Genomic DNA, 18342 nt, shown 5'->3' with positions numbered 1-18342 from the left:
CCTACGTCTACTTAATAGGAAGGAGTTGCTGAAATGGCTAAATACACACGAGTAGACCAAGAGACATGCATAGCCTGCGGCGCTTGCGGCGGGGTAGCCCCGGATATCTTCGATTATGACGAAGAAGGCATTTCATATAGTATTTTAGACGATAACCGAGGCATCACTCCGATAGATGGGGACCTTCAGGAAGACTTGGTCGACGCCTTGGATGGATGTCCAACCGATTCCATCAAAATCGCGGACGTTCCGTTTGCAAGTGAAGAAAAAGCGGGTTGAATTCAAGAATATTAATCGTGTTCTCTATTCAAGTACATGAGAAGATAAAGTATTCTGTAGAAGATTGTACTGTTGGAAGTTAGAGAGCGGCAAATTTTACAGGAAGTAGCATGAATGGCATGTTTTTTAAGTGGCCGGAACGGAAGCTGTTCTTCATAACGGCTTTCGGTTCGGCCAATTCCATTCTAGCAGGAGTTTCTTATTGTTTCGTTGCAGATAGGAAAAAAAGTATGGCCTGAAAATAAAAAAGAGTAAATTCACTGAAGAAAAGGAGATCTGCCAAGATGAAGAAAATCGGAGTAACCCTACTTATAGCAATTATAGCTCTGTTGCAAGCTTGCGGAGGGGACGCTACTTCCTCGTCAAGTTCTAATGGTTCCGAAGGTGCTGTGTCTTCGGATAACCCAGTAGATATCACATTTGCTGAACCGGCAAGAATTTTATCCTTCGCCCCGCTTTATATTGCAATTGAGGAAGGATATTTTGAAGAGCAAGGCATCAATGCCAAAATATCCTCCGGAGGGGGTGGAGCGCAAGTCATTGCCACGCTTCTCTCAGGGGACTCACAGTTTGCAATTAACGCGCCTCGTGCCATGTTTTCCGCTTTGGATTCTGGTGAAGACTTAATCGCGATTCAATCGCTAAACTCGGCATTGACTTATGAAATTGCACTTTCGGAAAAGTATTTGGAAAACAAAAATATTGATTTTGAATCTCCATTAGAGCAAAAATTAGAAGCTCTTCAAGGAGCTACAATTGGAATAGACCAAGTTGGAGATTCAAGCGATGTCTATTTGCGTTATTTAATGGAAAAATACAATCTGGATCAATCCGGCGTAAAAGGAGTCAAATTAACAGGCAGTGGCCCTAAAATCGGGGGCATGCAAGAAGGGATTATTGACGGTGGAATCCAATCCCCTCCATTCGCAGCGCAAGTCGATGCCAACGGAGGCGGAGAGCTGGTCCTGCGCCTAAGTGAAGAAGAGATGTATGCAGATTTAGTTTGGGAAGTCGTCTTTGCCAAAAAAGAATATATCGAGAAAAATCCAGAACTTGCAAAGAAAGTAGTAAAAGCATTAGGGCTTGGAATTGAGCTTGCACGTGATAATCCTGAAAAAGCGGCTGCTTCAATTGTTTCTTATTTTGACGGTATTGATGAGGAAATGATTGCATCCTCCTTAAAAGGACTTCAAGCCACTTATGTAGGAAACGGGGAAATGACAAAAAGCGGCTGGGATAATGCACAAGGACCACTTGTGGAATTCAGTGAGCTGTCCGGTGTTTCAAAAGAGCATGATACGACAGAAGATGTCCTCTGGACGAATAAATATATCAAAGAAGCATTTTCTGAATAAAGAACGGAGGCTGTGAGGATGGTACAAGCCGTTAAAAATGAGTATAAACTGAGCACTCAATATCTTGACGTCACTTATATTAATAATAAAACAGGCGCCGAAGTTGTCGCTTTGCAAAACATTAATTTGAATATCAAGGAAGGGGAATTCATCTGTATTGTAGGTCCCTCTGGATGTGGGAAGACTACCTTTCTGAACACGGTTATCGGATTTATAAAACCGAGTAAAGGAAGAATCTTATTGGACGACAAAGTTATCGATGGCCCGGGCAAGGACCGAGCCATGGTTTTCCAATCCGCAAGCCTTCTGCCTTGGAGGACCGTAAAAGACAATGTTTTGTATGGTGTGCAATTGCAAAAAAGATTAAATAATGAAACAAGGAAATTAGCACAAGAATATATTGAAATGGTCGGTTTGAAAGGTTTTGAAAACTCATATCCTCATGAGCTCTCAGGCGGTATGCAGCAACGCGTGAATTTGGCTCGTGCCTTAACGGTGGATCCTTCTTTGCTCCTATTGGATGAGCCTTTCTCGGCGTTGGATGCACAAACACGTGAGTTCATGCAGAAAGAACTGCTGAGAATATGGAGTGAAACAAAGAAAACAAGTATTTTTATTACCCACCAGATTGATGAGGCAGTATTTTTGGCAGACCGGGTATTCGTGTTTGGTGCAAGACCTGGCCATCTAGTAGAAGACATCCCGATTGAATTGCCAAGGCCTAGAGATTTAAATATTAAACGTGAAAGAAAATTCTTGGAATACGTTGATAGGATTTGGGAATTGATTGAAAGAGAATCTCCGAAACAGGGGTTCGATATGTAGGAGGGATAGAATGTCAAAAGAAGGTGTAATCGAAACAGAAAGACATTCCAATAATGAAAGAAAAGGTAACAAAAGAGATAAAAAAATATCTAGCGGCCAGAAGAATCTTTTGATTAGTACGTTGTCTGTCATAATGTTTTTGGTCTTATGGGAGACAGCTTCCTATTATCGTTGGATTAATCCTTTATTCATTAGTTCACCGATCGCTATCCTGGTAGCGGCCAAGTCTTTGATAGTCGATGGGACGTTTTGGACGAATATCGGCGTCAGTGCTTATGAGTTTTTGTGGGGATTTGTTTTGGCAGCGGCTATTGGAATTCCTATGGGTATTTTTGCCGGCTGGAATGCAACATTTAATTCGATCATCAGTCCTTTCATATCAGCCCTTTATGTGACGCCTAAGGTTGCATTACTGCCTGTTATTGTAATCGCTTTTGGCATTGGATTGACTTCAAAGATCGTAATTGTATTTTTAATGGCGTTTTTTCCGATTGTAATGAGTGCTCAAAAAGCAATGAGTACGCTGGATCAAAACTTGATTAAAGCTGCTCGAAGCTTTTCGGCTAGCGAATTTCAAATTTTTACGACCATTGCCTTGCCTTCTACTGTTCCCTTCTTGCTAAATGGAATCCGCTTGGGGTTAGGACAAGGGCTAATTGCCATTGTAGTGGGTGAAATGTTCGCTTCCACTGCTGGAATCGGATACCAACTAACAAACGCGGGCCAAAATCTACGAACGGATGAAATGTTTGTTGGCGTTTTAGTAATAGCCCTGACCGGTGTCCTGTTAAACGCATTAATCGGCGTAATTGAGAAGCGTTTTTCCTTATGGAAACCAGAGCAGAACTGATCACAGCTTAAAAGTGTGCACCACAAAATTCGAGTGCTATTCAAAATAGCTTTACATTTTAAAACAAACGTCAATGTTACACATTGACGTTTCAGACTGTAGACAAAAGGGTTGGAAATCAATTTGATTTCCAACCCTTTTCCTGTTTTAAGCGTTTTTTTACGGAAATGAGCCCTACCACTCTTCTATTTTTCTTTCTATTACGCCGTGGCTGGCGCTTTCCACGTCCAGCTGGCCAACTTCTTAAGATTCAAAGCAGCAAACGTAAGCATCGCCTGCATGGACAATTTTTTTAGCCCTCGTAGGGTTGTCCATCGCATGCCATGCTTTTCTTTGGCGTCGGCAAAGACACGTTCAATCGTCTCTTTACGCCTCCCGTATATCTCTTTGATCTCATGATGATGTCTCAAATCCTCCGCTACATCCAGGTAATCCTGCCAGATATGACGTTGAATGATCTTCTGCTGATTCTTACTTTGAGTGCATTGACTGATCACCGGGCACGATGCACAAATGGATGGTGCCGAGGCATACTGACGGTATCCCTCCCTTGTGGTCGTCCTATAGGGTAAGACTTGTCCTTCCGGACAGAGATAGCAGTCATAGTGCTCGTCATAGACATACTCGTGTTTTCGGAAGAAACCCTCCTTGGTCATTGGCCGTTTGTAAGGAAGTGCAGGAAGGATCTGATGTTCAATCAGGAAGTTCGCAATCGCGGGCGTCTTGTAGGCTGCATCGGCGGCAACGGCAATTGGCCGCTTCACTTTGTCGATGATCTTCTGTACCAGCGGCTCAAGCATATGGCTGTCATGGACATTACCTGGAGTGACGATGTTTGCGAGAACAAATCCCTTTTCATCCGTAGCTGCATGGAAGGAATAGGCGAACTGCTTGGTCCGTTCGTCCTTTACATAGTAGCCACTCTCCGGGTCTGTCGTTGACTCCTTGATCTCTTTATGTTCTTCCTTTTCGAACTTCTCCGGAGGGAACGGTTTCTTCCCATTCTCTTCTCGGTCCATGTTGAGCTCCTCCTGGAGCTTCTTCTCATATGCCCGGGTCTCTTTCCGAACCACTTTCTTTTGAAACTTGCGCTTGTTCGCACTCGCTTTCACATGGGTGGAGTCGATAAAGACATGATCCGGGCTAAGAAGCCCACGATCTGCGACCTCCTTCAGCACCCGATAGAAGATCTGTTCAAATAGATCCGTATCTTTAAAACGGCGAATGTAGTTCTTCCCGAATGTGGAAAAATGGGGCACCTCTGTATGAAAGCCAAAGCCGAGAAACCAGCGGTATGCCATATTCGTTTCAATTTCTTTGATCGTTTGGCGCATGGATCGTATGCCGAAGGTATATTGGATGAATGTCATTTTGATCAGTACCACCGGGTCGATACTGGGTCTCCCGATTGTCGAGTACAGGTCTTCCACCAATGGATAGATGAACGCGAAGTCAATGGCTGCATCCAGTTTACGTACCAAATGATCCTGGGGCACCAACTGTTCAATAGTCAGCATTTCCAACTGTTCTCGTTGGTTCATTTGATTCTTCGTCATCATATCCATCACCTCTGTAAGTTTGAAGGAAAAACTGTTGATTGGAGCGGAGGATGGCGACTCCAGCGGGAACAGCACGAGCGGAAGACCCTGGACTGAGCGCAGCGAGGGAAGCGGCTGAAGCCGTGCCCGCGGAAAGCGTCCATCCGCAGCGGAAATCAACATTTCCTAAGATTACTTCCATTGTAAAAGAAAAAAGACTGTAGGCAAACTCCAAAATTTCTGGAGTTTGTCTACAGTCTGAAACGTCAATGTTACACATTGACGTTTGTCTAGGGTGTGCCCGGCATGGGCTATAACTTGGTGGTGAAAGTCCACTACAGGCTTGGCAGTAGGAACTGTTAGCTTAAGGCAAGGGTGTCCACCGTGAGGTGGAATCTGAAGGAAGCCGGCGGCAAAATCCCGAACCGACGGACAGAAACTGCATATGAGGCTGAATTGGAACGGACGAGTTTGCCGTACAAAACAAAGTCCAATACTGCCCGAGTTCCATACAGTAAATGCAGCGGTTACATGGGAGGAAGGTTATAGCTCTTACCCGGGGAGGTCTTACAGGGGTTCCCGACAAGAGGGATGGAATATCCCACAGGAACAAACCGGTCAGTGATGGCAGGTTGAACTGTAAGAAGTCAGCAGAAGCCATAGTAGTCCATAAGGACGAAGGGCTGAACAATAATAATCCTGAAATGAAATGGAGGTAAAGACAGTGCAAAGACCACAGAAAACATCGGCAGATGGCTGGCCGCAAAGGGATAGGTTGGAAACCGAAGAATATGCGGGAGCGTGCAGTCCTGTCTTTACAGAAATGGAGCGACAGGATGGTATCGATTTGATTGATAAAGTAGTCGACATCAACAACCTCTTTAACGCTTGTAAGAAAGTGAAGGCAAATAAAGGGGCGCCGGGTGTCGATGAAATGACAGTAGATGAACTTTTAGGTCATGTAGCCAAATACCGAACCCAACTTATTAGAAAGCTGAAAGACGGTTCGTACGAACCACTGCCAGTAAAACGTGTTGAAATTCCAAAGTTAGATGGGTCAATGCGAAAACTCGGCATACCGTGTGTACGGGATCGAATGGTTCAACAAGCCATCTATCAGGTGATTGGTAAAATCATTGACCCTCATTTTTCGGAGAGGAGCTATGGTTTTCGTCCAAAACGGAATCAGCATCAAGCCATTAAGCAATCCATCACATATTATGAACAAGGTTATAGAGTGGTAGTCGATTGTGATTTAAAAAGCTACTTCGACACCATTAATCATCAGAAGCTGATGGAATATCTAAAAGAGTTCATAAACGACAAGATTGTCCTAAAGTTGATATGGAAGTTTCTAAAGAGTGGCATCCTTGAAGATGGACTTATCAGTCCAACAGAAGAAGGTGCTCCGCAAGGTGGCGTACTCTCCCCGATTCTTAGCAATGTCTATTTGAATCAATTAGATAGGGAACTTGAAAGACGGGGGCATAAATTCGTACGATTTGCGGATGATTTCTGCATATACGTGAAAAGCAGGCGAGCAGGGGAACGTGTTTTGGAAAGCATTACAAAGTTCCTTGAACATGATTTGAAGCTGACAGTGAACCAAGAAAAGAGCAAGGTGGGTTCTCCGGTCAAACTCAAGTTCCTCGGTTTCTGCCTCCATTCCACATCTAAAGGTGTGGGTTGTAGACCACATCACTCCGCAAAAAGTCGATTCAAATCAAAATTAAAGAAAATCACCAAACGGAATCGCCCGGGCCGCTTTGACGAGATTGCCAAAGAAATCAACCAAGTGACAATAGGTTGGATAAACTACTATGGAATTGGCTTTATGAAAAGTTTTATCAAATCCATGGCACAATGGCTGAACCATCGGTTACGTCAACTGATATGGAAACGTTGGAAGAAGATATGGACAAAATACCGTCAGTTACGAAGGCTGGGAATTTTACATGAAGAAGCTTGGAAAGTATCAAATTCCCGAAAGGGATATTGGAGAGTCTCCAAAAGCGAAACTCTACATAAAGCAATCAAAGCAGAAACGCTCACCAAGTGGGGTCTGAAAGACCTGAATCACTTGTATGAGCGTCGATACTTAAGTTATTGAACCGCCGTATACGGAACCGTACGTACGGTGGTGTGAGAGGTCGGGAGCTAATCACTCCCTCCTACTCGATTACCGTTGGTAAAACGTTACTCTTCAAATGCTCCTTCCCTCGCTTCAAGGTCGCCACAATTGATTACAGTTAATCTAGGCCATTCAATAACCCCTGAATAATAAACACTAACTATGCTTCCGAATCCGGAAAAGGTTTGGGCCGATTTCATTAAACGCAATCGCGGCCAGGATAATGGCGGTGCCTAGCCACTGAAGTGGTGTTACGGTTTCCGACAAAATGATGCTGGCGGATAGGATGGCGATCGGCAATTCAATAGATGTCAATATATTTGCGATTCCTCCCGACACTAACGGTGCGCCCAATGCAAAAAAGAGCGGAGGGAGGACTGCTCCAAATAATGACACCCCGGCGGCTGTAGTTAACAGGTTTTGTTCCAAAGGCAGGATAGATGGAAGATCACGCATAAATATGACAAGCACCATGATAGTCGATCCGGTTACCATCAAAGAGCTCCGAGTCCAGGCATCGACTTTTACAGCAACCTTTCCACTGAAAAAAATAAAACCTGCATATGTGAATGCAGATAAAATACCGAATATAAAGCCTTTTATCGGCAGACCTTGTATGTCTCCATTTACAATATTTGAAGCGAAAAAGACCCCTATTAAAATTAAAATAATAGACAGGACTGTGATGGGGGCGGGCTTCGCTTTGCTAAAAATCCATTCCAACAGGAAGCCGATCCAAACGAATTGGAACAATAAAATGATAGCCAAGGAAGCGGGCAGATACAGCATGGAACCATAATAAAAAATACTGGTTAACCCGACAAAGCAACCGGTCATCATAATTTGAAGGATATTCTTTTTATGGAGCCCTTTGAAACTGGAGCGTTTCATTAAAGTGATAGACCATAAAAGGAATGAGGAAATTACCATTTGTACGATATTGATTTGGCCGAGTGTATAGCCGTAGCTAAACCCTAACTTCGCAAATATCGGGGTAAACCCAAAAAACGAAGCGCCTATTAATATAAATAAAATACCTTTATTTACGTTCATGATGAAGACCCCCTTGGTGCTGAAGCATAACTACATTATTTTATCATATAAGCAGGGATCGGAGGCTTTTAATTCGGAAAATTGTCGCATTGAAGCAAAATAGCCTAGCTCATTTTGAACTAGACTATAATTAGTATTCAAATTGAATCTTTCGCTATGATGGGTCATTTTTTAAGTCAGCCAACACCGCGTAAAAATCAGGGCCCCATCGGAATACTTATTCTATAATATTTTCAACCTTAATAATCGTGTTTGTGGCATCTAAATAAGTGAAACGATACGGTTGCCCTTTATAGATCCGAAAACTCTTCCCATGGAGTATCATTTCGCCTTCGTCCGTTTCAATTAGTACATTCTTCGAACGTCGAGGTCCTCTATATACATCCCTTACTACTAATTCTTTAACCTGCCATTCACCATTGGCATAATCTCTCATATCCTGAATCGATTTTTTTGTTTCATTGCCACTGAAAACTAATAGAAATATGGCAATGAGCAAGGTGAAGATCCCACCAATTGCGAATTTGATGACCGAAGATTTTTTGATCTTTTGAGGATTATAAATAGTTATGACAAAGGAGAGATACAGGAAAAACGAACAGAGCACCAAAGCAGCAGCGTACACAAAGGTTATTCCAATGAAATTGATGACGAACGCGTTATAAAGATCCGTCGCGGATCGATTCCAAGTAATTAGAATGGTTCCTATGAAAACCAAAACAACGGGGATGAGTAAAAAGCGAAATATGATCCGTAGTTGCTTTTCGTTCTTTTCTTTATTTCCCTTTACTGATTTCTTTTTCATAAACAACCTCACATTCACCTAGTTTGTCCCGCTTACACAAAGAATATCATAACCATCCTCCTTCCAAGTAGTCCATTCCCTTCTGTCCACGCATATTTCCAAGACATTTCACAATACTAAGCTCGTCGTTAAATATCAGGAAGGGAAGTAATATCAATGGCCAAAGATACACCAAGTTGGAAAAAGCTACATCCAGGTACGTTTTCAAACAACTCTGTTCAAAAGGCAGAACGTTCCGTGAAACAAGCGATGTCGCATCCAGAAGAGATAGCGATCGAGCATGCTTTCAATTCAATAGCACGTGCGGAAAACGCCGTCGTGAATGCGGAACAACATGATGAGCATAAGGATACGGTTCGGCAAAACAAAGAACAGTTGAACTTGATGAAACAGCAATTGAACGAAGTGCAGGAGATTGTGGAAGATCAGCCATAACATTCGAATCTCAAAACCAAATCCATGCCTCTAATCCCCATTCATCGTATAATGGGAGCGATCGTACAGACAGCATGGAAGGAGACAGCAAAATGGCACAATCATTACATGGAAAAGTCGCGTTCATCACGGGCGCAGCACGAGGAATCGGGAAGGCGACTGCGATCGCATTAGCAAAAGAAGGCGTACATGTCGGGTTGCTCGCAAGAACTGAGTCCACGTTGAAAGAAGTGGCCGCGGATATTAAAACATTAGGTGTCAACGTAGCGTATGCTGCGGCCGATGTGTCCTCGAAAGAGCAAGTGGAAGCAGCGATTGCTTCCTTAACGAATGACTTAGGGTCTGCCGATATTTTAATTAACAATGCAGGAATTGCTTCATTTGCATCTGTGTTGGATATGGATCCGGAGGAATGGAAGAAGATTATTGATGTGAACTTAATGGGGACTTATTATGTGACCCGTGCCGTTTTGCCTCAGTTAATCGAAAAAAATGGGGGAGACATCATTACGATCTCCTCGACGAATGGTTTAAATGGGGCAGCGACATCCAGTGCATATAGTGCATCCAAGTTTGGCGTGATCGGGTTCACCGAATCATTGGCGCAGGAAGTTCGCCGAAATAATATTCGGGTTTCTGCATTGACCCCTAGTACGGTTGCCACGGATTTGGCATTGGATTTAAGTTTAATTAAAGAAAATGACGATGCTAAACTAATCCAAGCTGAAGATATTGCCGAAGTTATCGTCAACCAATTAAAGCTGAATCCACGTATTTACACGAAAACAGCAAGCTTCATCGCAACAAATCCATTCTAATTGTTAATGAAAAGCTAATTATCCATTCCTGATGGGTAGTTAGCTTTTTGCTTAGGCAGTTCAACGGTTTCGCTTTTCTTCTTTAACGGATAAAATTTTTACTTCAGCTCCCAATTCCCCTCTGACGACTTTTCTCGCGCCGATGGAGTTTCTTGCAGTGACTTGCTTGATTTCCCTCGTCCCTTTCACTTCCATGTCCACTAGGAAGCATTTTGATCCGCACATCATCGAAATCCCTAATTTCCTCAGCCCTTTCCTATCATTGTAGGTTAAAACTTACACGATAGGAATTAATCTGCTAACTCCACGTAACGTCGATTCATTCCTGCCTATGTCGGAACCCTGTTATAATAAATGAGCGTCACAAGCTGAACGGTTAGCTTTGGATGCTCTTTTTTTGAATCTTACTAACCGGGGAGTGGGAACATAGATGAACAAGAAGGATATCGCGGATATTCGCAAACATTTCAAGTTGGATACCGATTTACTGAAAATCAATGATATTTACAACGTATACATCAGACAGGAAAGCAGTGAAATCTATCATGAGAAGGGCCAGCCGTTTTCCCTGTTGGATCGGGAGCAGCAGGAACTGTTTCTCGCCAATTTCAAGAAAGTGTTAGGCGGGAAATTGGATATGAAGCTGTTTGAGGTGAAGTTCCAGCGTCCAGCGGAGGAGCAGACGGATCATGCGCAACAGCTTTTGTATGCGGGGCTTCATGCTGAGGACGTCGTAGATTGGAAGGCGGATATGCAACGCCTTGCCCTGAAGATGGTGCAGGACGTCCAATATGAAAAGGATTTAGTCGTCACTTTCATTCGCGGCACCTATTTCAAGCCGACGAAACGGCATTCGGAAGAATATGAGGTTGCGGAACGAGATGAGGTCTATTCCACCCCCTTTATCCTCTGCAGCATGAATCAGACCGAACAGCCGAAGCGGTCCCTCGTGTTCGATTTTACCGAACGGGAGTTTAAGTCGAGTTTTATGAGCGATCCCATCATCAATCTCACTTCTCCGATTGGCGGTTTTTTATTCCCTTGCTTTACGAATAACGCTGCGGATGTCAATCACCTCCTGTATGCAGCTGGCAAAGCGAATAAGCCGGATTTCCATCTTATCGAAAATGTCCTTAATGGTGAGGAAATCATGACAGCCGAAGATGATAAAGCTGTCTTTGAGGAGATCGTCAAGGAAGTGGTCGGGGAAGAAGTGAAAACACGAACCCTCGCCAACGTCTACGACGAAATCAACAGTTTGTTGGTTGTGGAAGAGGAGAATGAAAAAGAAGATGAGAGTCTCCCCACGTTGGACACGAAAGAAGTGGAACGTGTGCTGAAGGCGAGCGGTGTGAAAGATGTAAGTACGGAAAAAGTGGAAAGGGCCTTTCAGAAAGTGGTCGAAGACAAATCATATGAGTTGAAAGCGACGCATATCGTCCCGAGCTATACATCGAAATCGATCAAAATCGAAACGAAAGTAGCCAATATCGCTATCAGCCCGCAAGACTTACGGTTTGTGAGACAAGTTACTGTCGACGGCAAGCGCTGCTTATTGATCGAGGTGGAGGAGGATGCGGTAATCGAGGGGTTTACGCTGCTTTCGGAGGAGTTGTTGGAGAAGTAGAAAGTTGCCGACGGCTCAAGAGGATTATACGAAGTAGTTTTGGCCTGATAAAACCCTTCCAGAGATAGCAAGAAAAAAGGTATCAGCACAACCGCTCGGGAGTGTCTGATACCTTTTTTGCTTTTAAATTACAATAACACCAAGCAAAACTGCAATAATTAACAGAACAATGCTGAGTCCCCACATCATCATGAAGGAATAACGGATATGTTTCCCCATTTCCAGGCCAGCGAGCCCAAGCGCTAACCAAAGTGCAGGTGATAATGGGCTTACGAATGTACCGACAATGTTTCCGATGATCATTGCGTAAGCCGTGGAAAGTGATGGGATGCCGAATGTAAGGGCAACCTGATCAATAATTGGCAACAGGGCAAAATAGTATGCATCCGTGCTTAGCAGCAAGTCGAAAGGTACGCCGAATATACCGATAATGAGATGTAAATACGGAGCAACAAATGCCGGTAGAACGGTTACTAAATCTGTGGCAATTGACGTCAGCATATTCGTACCGTTTAAAATACCTAAGAAAGATCCAGCGGCCAAAATAATCGTCGCCATCATAATTCCGCCTGGTGCGTGCACTTTAATGCGTTCCATTTGATCTTTTACTTTCGGGAAGTTGAGTGGCAATGCAATACTGACACCGATCATGAACGCAAAACCTGCCGGAATAATGCCCCATACAAGCACGCCGATCACAGCAATCGCCAGAAGGGCATTGATCCAAAGAAGTTTTGGACGTAATAAATCATTCTCTTCTGCTACAGCCGCCGCCACTTGTGCATCAGCAATCGTTGCCTCAGAAATTTCATCCTCAAGCTCTTCTCCTGCTACAGCTCGTTTCGCAATCAATCGTTTTTCACGATAGCCCAATATGACGGCAATCATGACTAATAAAACAAGACCGATAATTTGAATTGGAATCAATGGTTTCCAAAGTTCCGTAACATCCAGATCCAGCACAGAAGCCGTTCTACCAAGCGGACCTGCCCAAGGAACCATATTCATGATAGATGCGGCAGTTCCGACAAGCATTAGAAGTAAATAAGGGTTCATTTTCAAGCGTTTGTACAATGGCAACAATGCAGGAATAGTAATAAGGAATGTCGATGCACCGGATCCGTCCAAGTGCGCAATTGCGGCAATGATAACGGTCGCAATTGCAACTGCAATGACATTCCCACGTGAAATCGCAATCATCCGATTAATAAGCGGGTCGAATAATCCGACGTCTTGCATAATTCCAAAAAATAAAATGGCAAAGATGAACATAATGGCAACGCTTGCAACTTTCGTAGTTCCTTCTGTGAAAAACACACCAATTTCATCGAAACTGAAGCCTGCAGCAAATGCTCCTACAACTGGCACTAACACAAGCCCGACTATGGGAGAAACTTTTCCGCTTATGAGTAGTGCTACAATGATGACAATCGTTATTAAACCTATAATACTGAGCATATTATCTCCTTTCCAGTGAACAGAAGTGCACTTATGAAAGAGAAGGGCATTCATTTCTGCAAGCGGATACATCCTTGATGCAAAAACATCGCCGTACAAAAAAATAACCATCTCTATTTCAAAATATTCTAGTTAGAAATTTATCATAGAAAGGTTATGAGTATAAGTTTATTTAATTAAAAACACTAATGTGCATTCTGAACGTTTTGTTCATTTTGTCCACGGCACGTATTTTCGCTCGGGACGCCCGATATCCCCGTACTTCAACTGGGCATCCGCTTCTTTTATGGACACTAAATATTCCAGATATCGCCTGGCGGTCGATCGGCTCACCCCTACGTTGCTTCCGGCATCCAATGCCGTGATGCCAGATTCACCGCTTTCTTGTAAAATCCGCTTTATCTTGTCCAAAGTCAGTTGATCGATTCCTTTCGGCAACCTTTCATCATCTTCTCTTGGTGGCATTGAGGTAATCTGCAAGCCCGTCAGCAGGTCGATTTCTTCTTGCATGAGCTCTGTCTTTGTCGTCAAAAGATGCCTTTGGTTTCGGAAACTCAATAGCGTTCGTTCAAATCGGTCAAAGTCCACTGGTTTTACCATGTAATCGAAAATTCCGCCACGCAGTGCTTCTACAATGGTCTCCACTTCATTTGCAGCTGTCATCATAATGACATCAATTTCAGTAAACTCGTTTCGCAATGTCCAAAACAAATCTAATCCTTGAACGTCGGGAATGTAGACATCCAATAAAATAAGCTGTGGCAAATCGCTGGCGCCGCGCAAATAAGTGAGTGCCTCATCTCCTGTTTTTACGATCCCCGCTACGACAAATCCTTCCACACGATTAACAAATTGACGGTTGATCTCCGCGATTCGAAAGTCGTCTTCCACAATTAATACTTGAATCGCATCAAGCATCCGATTCACCCCTTTCTTTTGGCATGGAAAGCACGAAGCTTGCCCCGCCCAGATCACCTTCTTCTAAATAAAGTTCTCCGTTTACTCCCTCAATCAGTTGCTTTGTCAGCGCCAACCCGAAACCGCCATGTTCGCCCTTCTTTAATGTAAATCCTTGGTCAAAAATCATTTTTACATATAAATCAGGTACGCCCTCACCCGCATCGTCTATTTCAAAAATGATATCCTTTCCGATATCCGTAAAAAATATCGCGATTTTCCGATCATCTGGTGGATTTTTTCTCACTGCATCCATCGCATTATCAATCAAATTCCCGATGGCAGTCAACAGGGCTTCTCTTTGCTTTTCATATAAAGGGGTTGCCAGTCTGCTATCCTCTTGAATTCTGATTTCGATCCCTAACTCACTCGCCTGATTTATTTTGCCAAGTAAAAGGCCGCTTACTTGTGGGTCAGACACTTTCTGAATGAGCAAACGAATCCAGTTTTTTTGCAGCGAGCTTTCCTGATGAATATAAGATAGCGCTTCTTCCTTTTTATCGAGCTGTAATAATCCAAGGATCGTATAAAGCTTGTTTGAAAATTCATGCGTTTGGGCTCGCAACGCATTTGTATATTGTTTTATCGATGTCAGTTCCTTTGTTAACAAATCAATTTCAGTTTTGTTCCGAAATGTGAAGACTGTCCCGATCAATGACTTTTCGTGAAAAATAGGAACTTTATTAGCAAAAACAATTGTTTTGCCAATCACCAGCTCTTGATCGATTCGATCATTTTCATCTTGAAGAAAATGGAGTAATTGCTTTGCCTGTTCCAATTCCTTGATGGACTTTCCTTCATATTGATTGGGATGAGTGACTTGATTGAACAATAAACGCTGCGCCGCAACATTAATCATCGTAATCATACCGTGTTGATTCACCGCAATAATGCCTTCATGCGTTGATTGGAGAATCGTCTCTTTTTGGACGAATAGATGAGCAATCTCTTCCGGTTCTAAACCGAACAATACTTTTTTAATATAAGATGCAATAAGAATGGCACCGATTACCGCGGCTATCGCTATATTTAATAAGACAATCCATAAGTGGATATTATAAGACCTTATGATCGATTGGATATCATTCACTAAAAATCCGACCGATACGACGCCCACAATTTTTCCGTCCAAATATACGGGGACTTTGGCTCGCACCGAGTCACCCAAGGACCCTGCAGCTTTCGAGACATACGACTCGCCATCAATCAACGCTTTTTCATTGTCTTCTCCGACCATTTTCTTTCCGATTTTGTCGATGTCAGGGTGGGCATACCGAATTTCCTTCGTATTGCCGACGACAATGAATTCAGCCTTTGTCGCTTTTTGAATGGGTGCAACAAGGGGATTGATAATAGATGAGGGATCCTCTTGCCCGAAGGCCTCGGCCAGTTCAGGAATATGCGCAACACTTTCAGCTACACTAAGCGCGCGGTCCCCGACTTGAGCTTCCATCGTGACGGATATGAAATGACCAATAAAAAGTCCGATTACCGTAATAATCGCCATGGAAAGGGCAGCTACTAGTAAAATCATTTTCATTTTGAAGCTAATAATGATATTTGGTTGAAGATGCGGGTTTTTACCCTGTCTTTTATGGATTAGACTCATTTTTGTCGGCTCCTAACAATGCTATGCCATCCAATCATAATAGTAATCCCGGATAATATGTTAGTATTTGTTTAGGTTTGTAATGCCAAGGCATGTACATCATTCAGACAATGCTTTGCAATTGCATATAGTAGAAATGGTTATTATCACAGACATCCAAAAAATACGAAGTTGAGGTCATGTAGTGTGAATGAAAAGTTACTAAAAAATGCCGATGCCTGTTATCGGCTTGCTGAGAAGAAGGCTGTCGATTATTTTGCATCACTTTCTGTACAGCTCGTAAACAAGATCTATGCTACTACCTTGACAAAAGATATACAAACTTGGAAACAGAATCATTTACCTTCTTCGTGGGTCTCCTTGTTGCTGCGTGGAAGGGAAAAAGCTGATTCGCAGGAGTATTTCAGTTATATCCGATGGTTGGACTACACCGGGAAACTGGATCATTACTTGGATCGAAGCATTTCCTATATTTTCTTGCGAGATTTGGGCAAGGACCTGAATTCATCGCATACGCAGAACCGGATTCGGGACATGGCAGCCAAATTAAAAAAACAACTGCCCCTATCCGCTGACGGGGGCAACGCTGACTTGTTCAGCATCACCGGGTTGTACCGTTGGGCTCAGAAGGAAAGCGTAGAATCGACGATGATCTGGGTGATGAACAAATTGAAGACCGTGTCTTCCCTTATTCCACAGGGGATGAATGCTGAAGAGGCTCAACGGAAACTGATTAAAATCATTGCGGGAGTCATCCTGCACCAAGTTGAAGAAATGGACGATGATCTGCCGGCTGAAGAACGGACCCGGAAATTGGATGAAGCGATTAGACTGGGCTATTCCTATGGTTTGACATACCCTTTTATTGATGATCTTTTGGATTCGGAAGCCTTGTCAGGTGAGGAGAAAAAACAATATTCCGGTTTGATACGCACCACCCTTATTACAGGGACTGTACCTGAATTAGGAGATTGGATCGGAATGAATAAAGAGCTGATCCGGTCGATTCATTCAGAACTCCGTGACGCTTTTATGTATATTCAGGCATGTCTGCGACAAGAGACAAACGAAAGTTTCTTCGAGCAATCGTATGTGTTTTTTCATTCCCAGGAAGTGGACCGGGAAAAGAGTTTATCCAATGCTAATTACACCAATGAAGAGCTTTATGTACCGATCATTTTAAAATCTGCTTCGTCCCGTTTGATTGTCCGTTCCGTGCTGAGTGCTGGGGAGGATGAGGGATTTGACAACCGAACATTCTTTTACGGCATTTACAACCAGCTGGCCGATGATTTCGCCGATATGTTTGAGGACTGGGAGGCCGATGCAGTCACCCCCTACACCTATTACATGAAATACCATCGGTCGCGTCCGGATCTTATCAACCCTTTTGAATTATACTGGACGGTCATCACCAATCTGATCCATACCGTGTATCACTCGGACGTCAAGACAGGTGAAGTGATTTTAAACCGTGCAATCAATGGGCTGAAAAGATTTAAAAAGCGGATGGGAGACAAAACATACAACGAAGTGATGGAGCTCTTTGCACCGGGAGATCTCAAATTCGATCGGCTTATCCAAAAGCTGGTTCGACAAGCGGACGACGTGGATTTCTTTGATAAACTGCTTCGGGACCATATGTTAGCCCATTTTAAAGAGGAACGGAAAGAGCGGGAAGACTTTTTACACATTGCTGAAACCGTACGCAACGAGATAAACAACATCTTACCTATCCATGAAAACGGGGATGCCGCTTTCATGGAAGAAGAACCAATCGTGAATGCTGCAAACTACAGTCTGGAAGGCGATGGAAAGCGCCTTAGACCAATTGTGACTTGGGTTACCGGTGTTTATGAATATGGCTTGGAAAAGTCTGCAATCATGCCGCTTCTAAAATCATTGGAATATATGCACACAGCTTCCCTGATTTTCGATGATCTGCCAGCCCAAGATAATTCTTCTGTCCGCAGAGGGCGTCCAACGCTGCATCATGTGTATAATACAGCCGTTGCCGAATTAACTGGCCTTTATCTGACCCAAAAGGCGGTTGAGGAACAAGCGTCACTTGAACAGTTTGACCCGGGAGCGGTGCTTCGCTTGATTCAATATTCGGCCGGAAAGACAGCGGATATGTGTAAAGGGCAGGCAATGGACTTGAATTCCAAAGGCAAACTGTTGACATTGGAACAATTGAATACGATGTGCTTTTATAAAACCGGCATCGCATTTGAAGCTTCTCTCGTCATGCCAGCCATTTTAGCAGGGAAACAGGAGCGGGAACTAAAAGCGTTGAAAAGATTTGCCTACCATGCCGGTATCGCGTTTCAGATTAAGGATGACTTGCTTGACGTGGAAGGCAATCTGGCTGTACTCGGCAAACCAGTTGGAAAAGATGTCGAAAACAATAATTCAAATTTCGTAACAATCCTAGGTGTCGAGGGCGCCCGAAAATCACTATGGGACCATTATTGTACCGCAATGGAAACGTTGCAGGAGATGCAGTTTAACACTCCCTATTTGAAACATATATTACATTATATTGTGAATAGGGATTATTGAAGGACGTTGGCTTCTTTGCTCATAAAGAAGTCAGCGTGTT

Annotated in this window: 16 protein-coding genes; 9 read left to right on the top strand and 7 right to left on the bottom strand. The window is 43.4% G+C overall.

The window, feature by feature from the left end:
* The first annotated feature begins 33 nt into the window (after positions 1–33).
* The 4 genes from MKY41_RS18045 (at position 34) to MKY41_RS18030 (ending at position 3309) form a co-directional block, all read left to right on the top strand.
* Positions 34–279, top strand: a complete 246-nt coding sequence (locus tag MKY41_RS18045; RefSeq protein ID WP_340746381.1) for a ferredoxin — start codon at positions 34–36, stop codon at positions 277–279.
* A 284-nt stretch (positions 280–563) separates the two neighbouring features.
* The gene (locus tag MKY41_RS18040) at positions 564–1634 is read left to right on the top strand and encodes an ABC transporter substrate-binding protein (protein ID WP_340746380.1); all 1071 of its coding nucleotides are present in this window, start codon (positions 564–566) and stop codon (positions 1632–1634) included.
* A gap of 18 nt (positions 1635–1652) precedes the next feature.
* On the top strand, positions 1653–2459 hold the full coding sequence (locus MKY41_RS18035) for an ABC transporter ATP-binding protein (protein ID WP_340746379.1): 807 nt from the start codon (positions 1653–1655) through the stop codon (positions 2457–2459).
* A 10-nt stretch (positions 2460–2469) separates the two neighbouring features.
* Positions 2470–3309, top strand: coding sequence for an ABC transporter permease (locus tag MKY41_RS18030; protein WP_340746378.1), 840 nt, complete (start codon positions 2470–2472; stop codon positions 3307–3309).
* 200 nt (positions 3310–3509) lie between these two features.
* Here the strand turns inward: MKY41_RS18030 and MKY41_RS18025 are convergent, their stop codons facing one another.
* On the bottom strand, positions 3510–4868 hold the full coding sequence (locus MKY41_RS18025) for an IS1182 family transposase (RefSeq protein WP_340745675.1): 1359 nt from the start codon (positions 4866–4868) through the stop codon (positions 3510–3512).
* 802 nt (positions 4869–5670) lie between these two features.
* Here MKY41_RS18025 and ltrA point away from each other — a divergent pair.
* Entirely contained in the window at positions 5671–6957 is a 1287-nt protein-coding gene (gene ltrA / locus MKY41_RS18020; RefSeq protein WP_340745601.1) for a group II intron reverse transcriptase/maturase, read from the top strand.
* A gap of 177 nt (positions 6958–7134) precedes the next feature.
* On the opposite strand, the gene MKY41_RS18015 is transcribed toward ltrA, so the two are convergent.
* Together MKY41_RS18015 and MKY41_RS18010 are read right to left on the bottom strand one after the other, a co-directional pair.
* Positions 7135–8031, bottom strand: coding sequence for an EamA family transporter (locus MKY41_RS18015; RefSeq protein ID WP_340746377.1), 897 nt, complete (start codon positions 8029–8031; stop codon positions 7135–7137).
* A gap of 217 nt (positions 8032–8248) precedes the next feature.
* Positions 8249–8836 (bottom strand): hypothetical protein, encoded by a 588-nt coding sequence (locus tag MKY41_RS18010; protein WP_340746376.1) that lies wholly within the window; start codon positions 8834–8836, stop codon positions 8249–8251.
* 156 nt (positions 8837–8992) lie between these two features.
* On the opposite strand from MKY41_RS18010, the gene MKY41_RS18005 reads away from it, so the two are divergent.
* Both MKY41_RS18005 and MKY41_RS18000 read left to right on the top strand, forming a co-directional pair.
* Positions 8993–9271: a hypothetical protein gene (locus MKY41_RS18005; RefSeq protein WP_340746375.1), complete on the top strand. Its 279-nt coding sequence runs from the start codon at positions 8993–8995 to the stop codon at positions 9269–9271.
* A 92-nt stretch (positions 9272–9363) separates the two neighbouring features.
* On the top strand, positions 9364–10089 hold the full coding sequence (locus MKY41_RS18000; RefSeq protein ID WP_340746374.1) for a 3-ketoacyl-ACP reductase: 726 nt from the start codon (positions 9364–9366) through the stop codon (positions 10087–10089).
* 60 nt (positions 10090–10149) lie between these two features.
* Here the strand turns inward: MKY41_RS18000 and MKY41_RS17995 are convergent, their stop codons facing one another.
* Positions 10150–10314: a hypothetical protein gene (locus tag MKY41_RS17995; RefSeq protein WP_340746373.1), complete on the bottom strand. Its 165-nt coding sequence runs from the start codon at positions 10312–10314 to the stop codon at positions 10150–10152.
* A 205-nt stretch (positions 10315–10519) separates the two neighbouring features.
* On the opposite strand from MKY41_RS17995, the gene MKY41_RS17990 reads away from it, so the two are divergent.
* Complete coding sequence (locus tag MKY41_RS17990; protein ID WP_340746372.1) at positions 10520–11716, top strand: DUF4317 domain-containing protein; 1197 nt, start codon at positions 10520–10522, stop codon at positions 11714–11716.
* 123 nt (positions 11717–11839) lie between these two features.
* Here MKY41_RS17990 and MKY41_RS17985 read toward each other — a convergent pair whose 3' ends face one another.
* The 3 genes from MKY41_RS17985 to MKY41_RS17975 form a co-directional block, all read right to left on the bottom strand.
* On the bottom strand, positions 11840–13174 hold the full coding sequence (locus MKY41_RS17985) for a CitMHS family transporter (protein WP_340746371.1): 1335 nt from the start codon (positions 13172–13174) through the stop codon (positions 11840–11842).
* Positions 13175–13384: 210 nt separating this feature from the next.
* Positions 13385–14092: a response regulator gene (locus MKY41_RS17980; RefSeq protein WP_340746370.1), complete on the bottom strand. Its 708-nt coding sequence runs from the start codon at positions 14090–14092 to the stop codon at positions 13385–13387.
* Entirely contained in the window at positions 14085–15740 is a 1656-nt protein-coding gene (locus MKY41_RS17975; protein ID WP_340746369.1) for a sensor histidine kinase, read from the bottom strand. The genes MKY41_RS17980 and MKY41_RS17975 overlap by 8 nt, the downstream gene beginning before the upstream one ends.
* A 186-nt stretch (positions 15741–15926) precedes the next feature.
* Here MKY41_RS17975 and MKY41_RS17970 point away from each other — a divergent pair, with 186 nt between their 5' ends.
* A complete protein-coding gene (locus MKY41_RS17970; RefSeq protein WP_340746368.1) occupies positions 15927–18302 on the top strand; it encodes a polyprenyl synthetase family protein in 2376 nt (791 codons plus the stop codon).
* Positions 18303–18342: the final 40 nt, after the last annotated feature.

It is taken from the genome of Sporosarcina sp. FSL W7-1349, assembly GCF_038003045.1.
Taxonomy (GTDB): Bacteria; Bacillota; Bacilli; order Bacillales_A; family Planococcaceae; genus Sporosarcina.
This window is presented reverse-complemented; position numbering and strand designations above follow the sequence as displayed.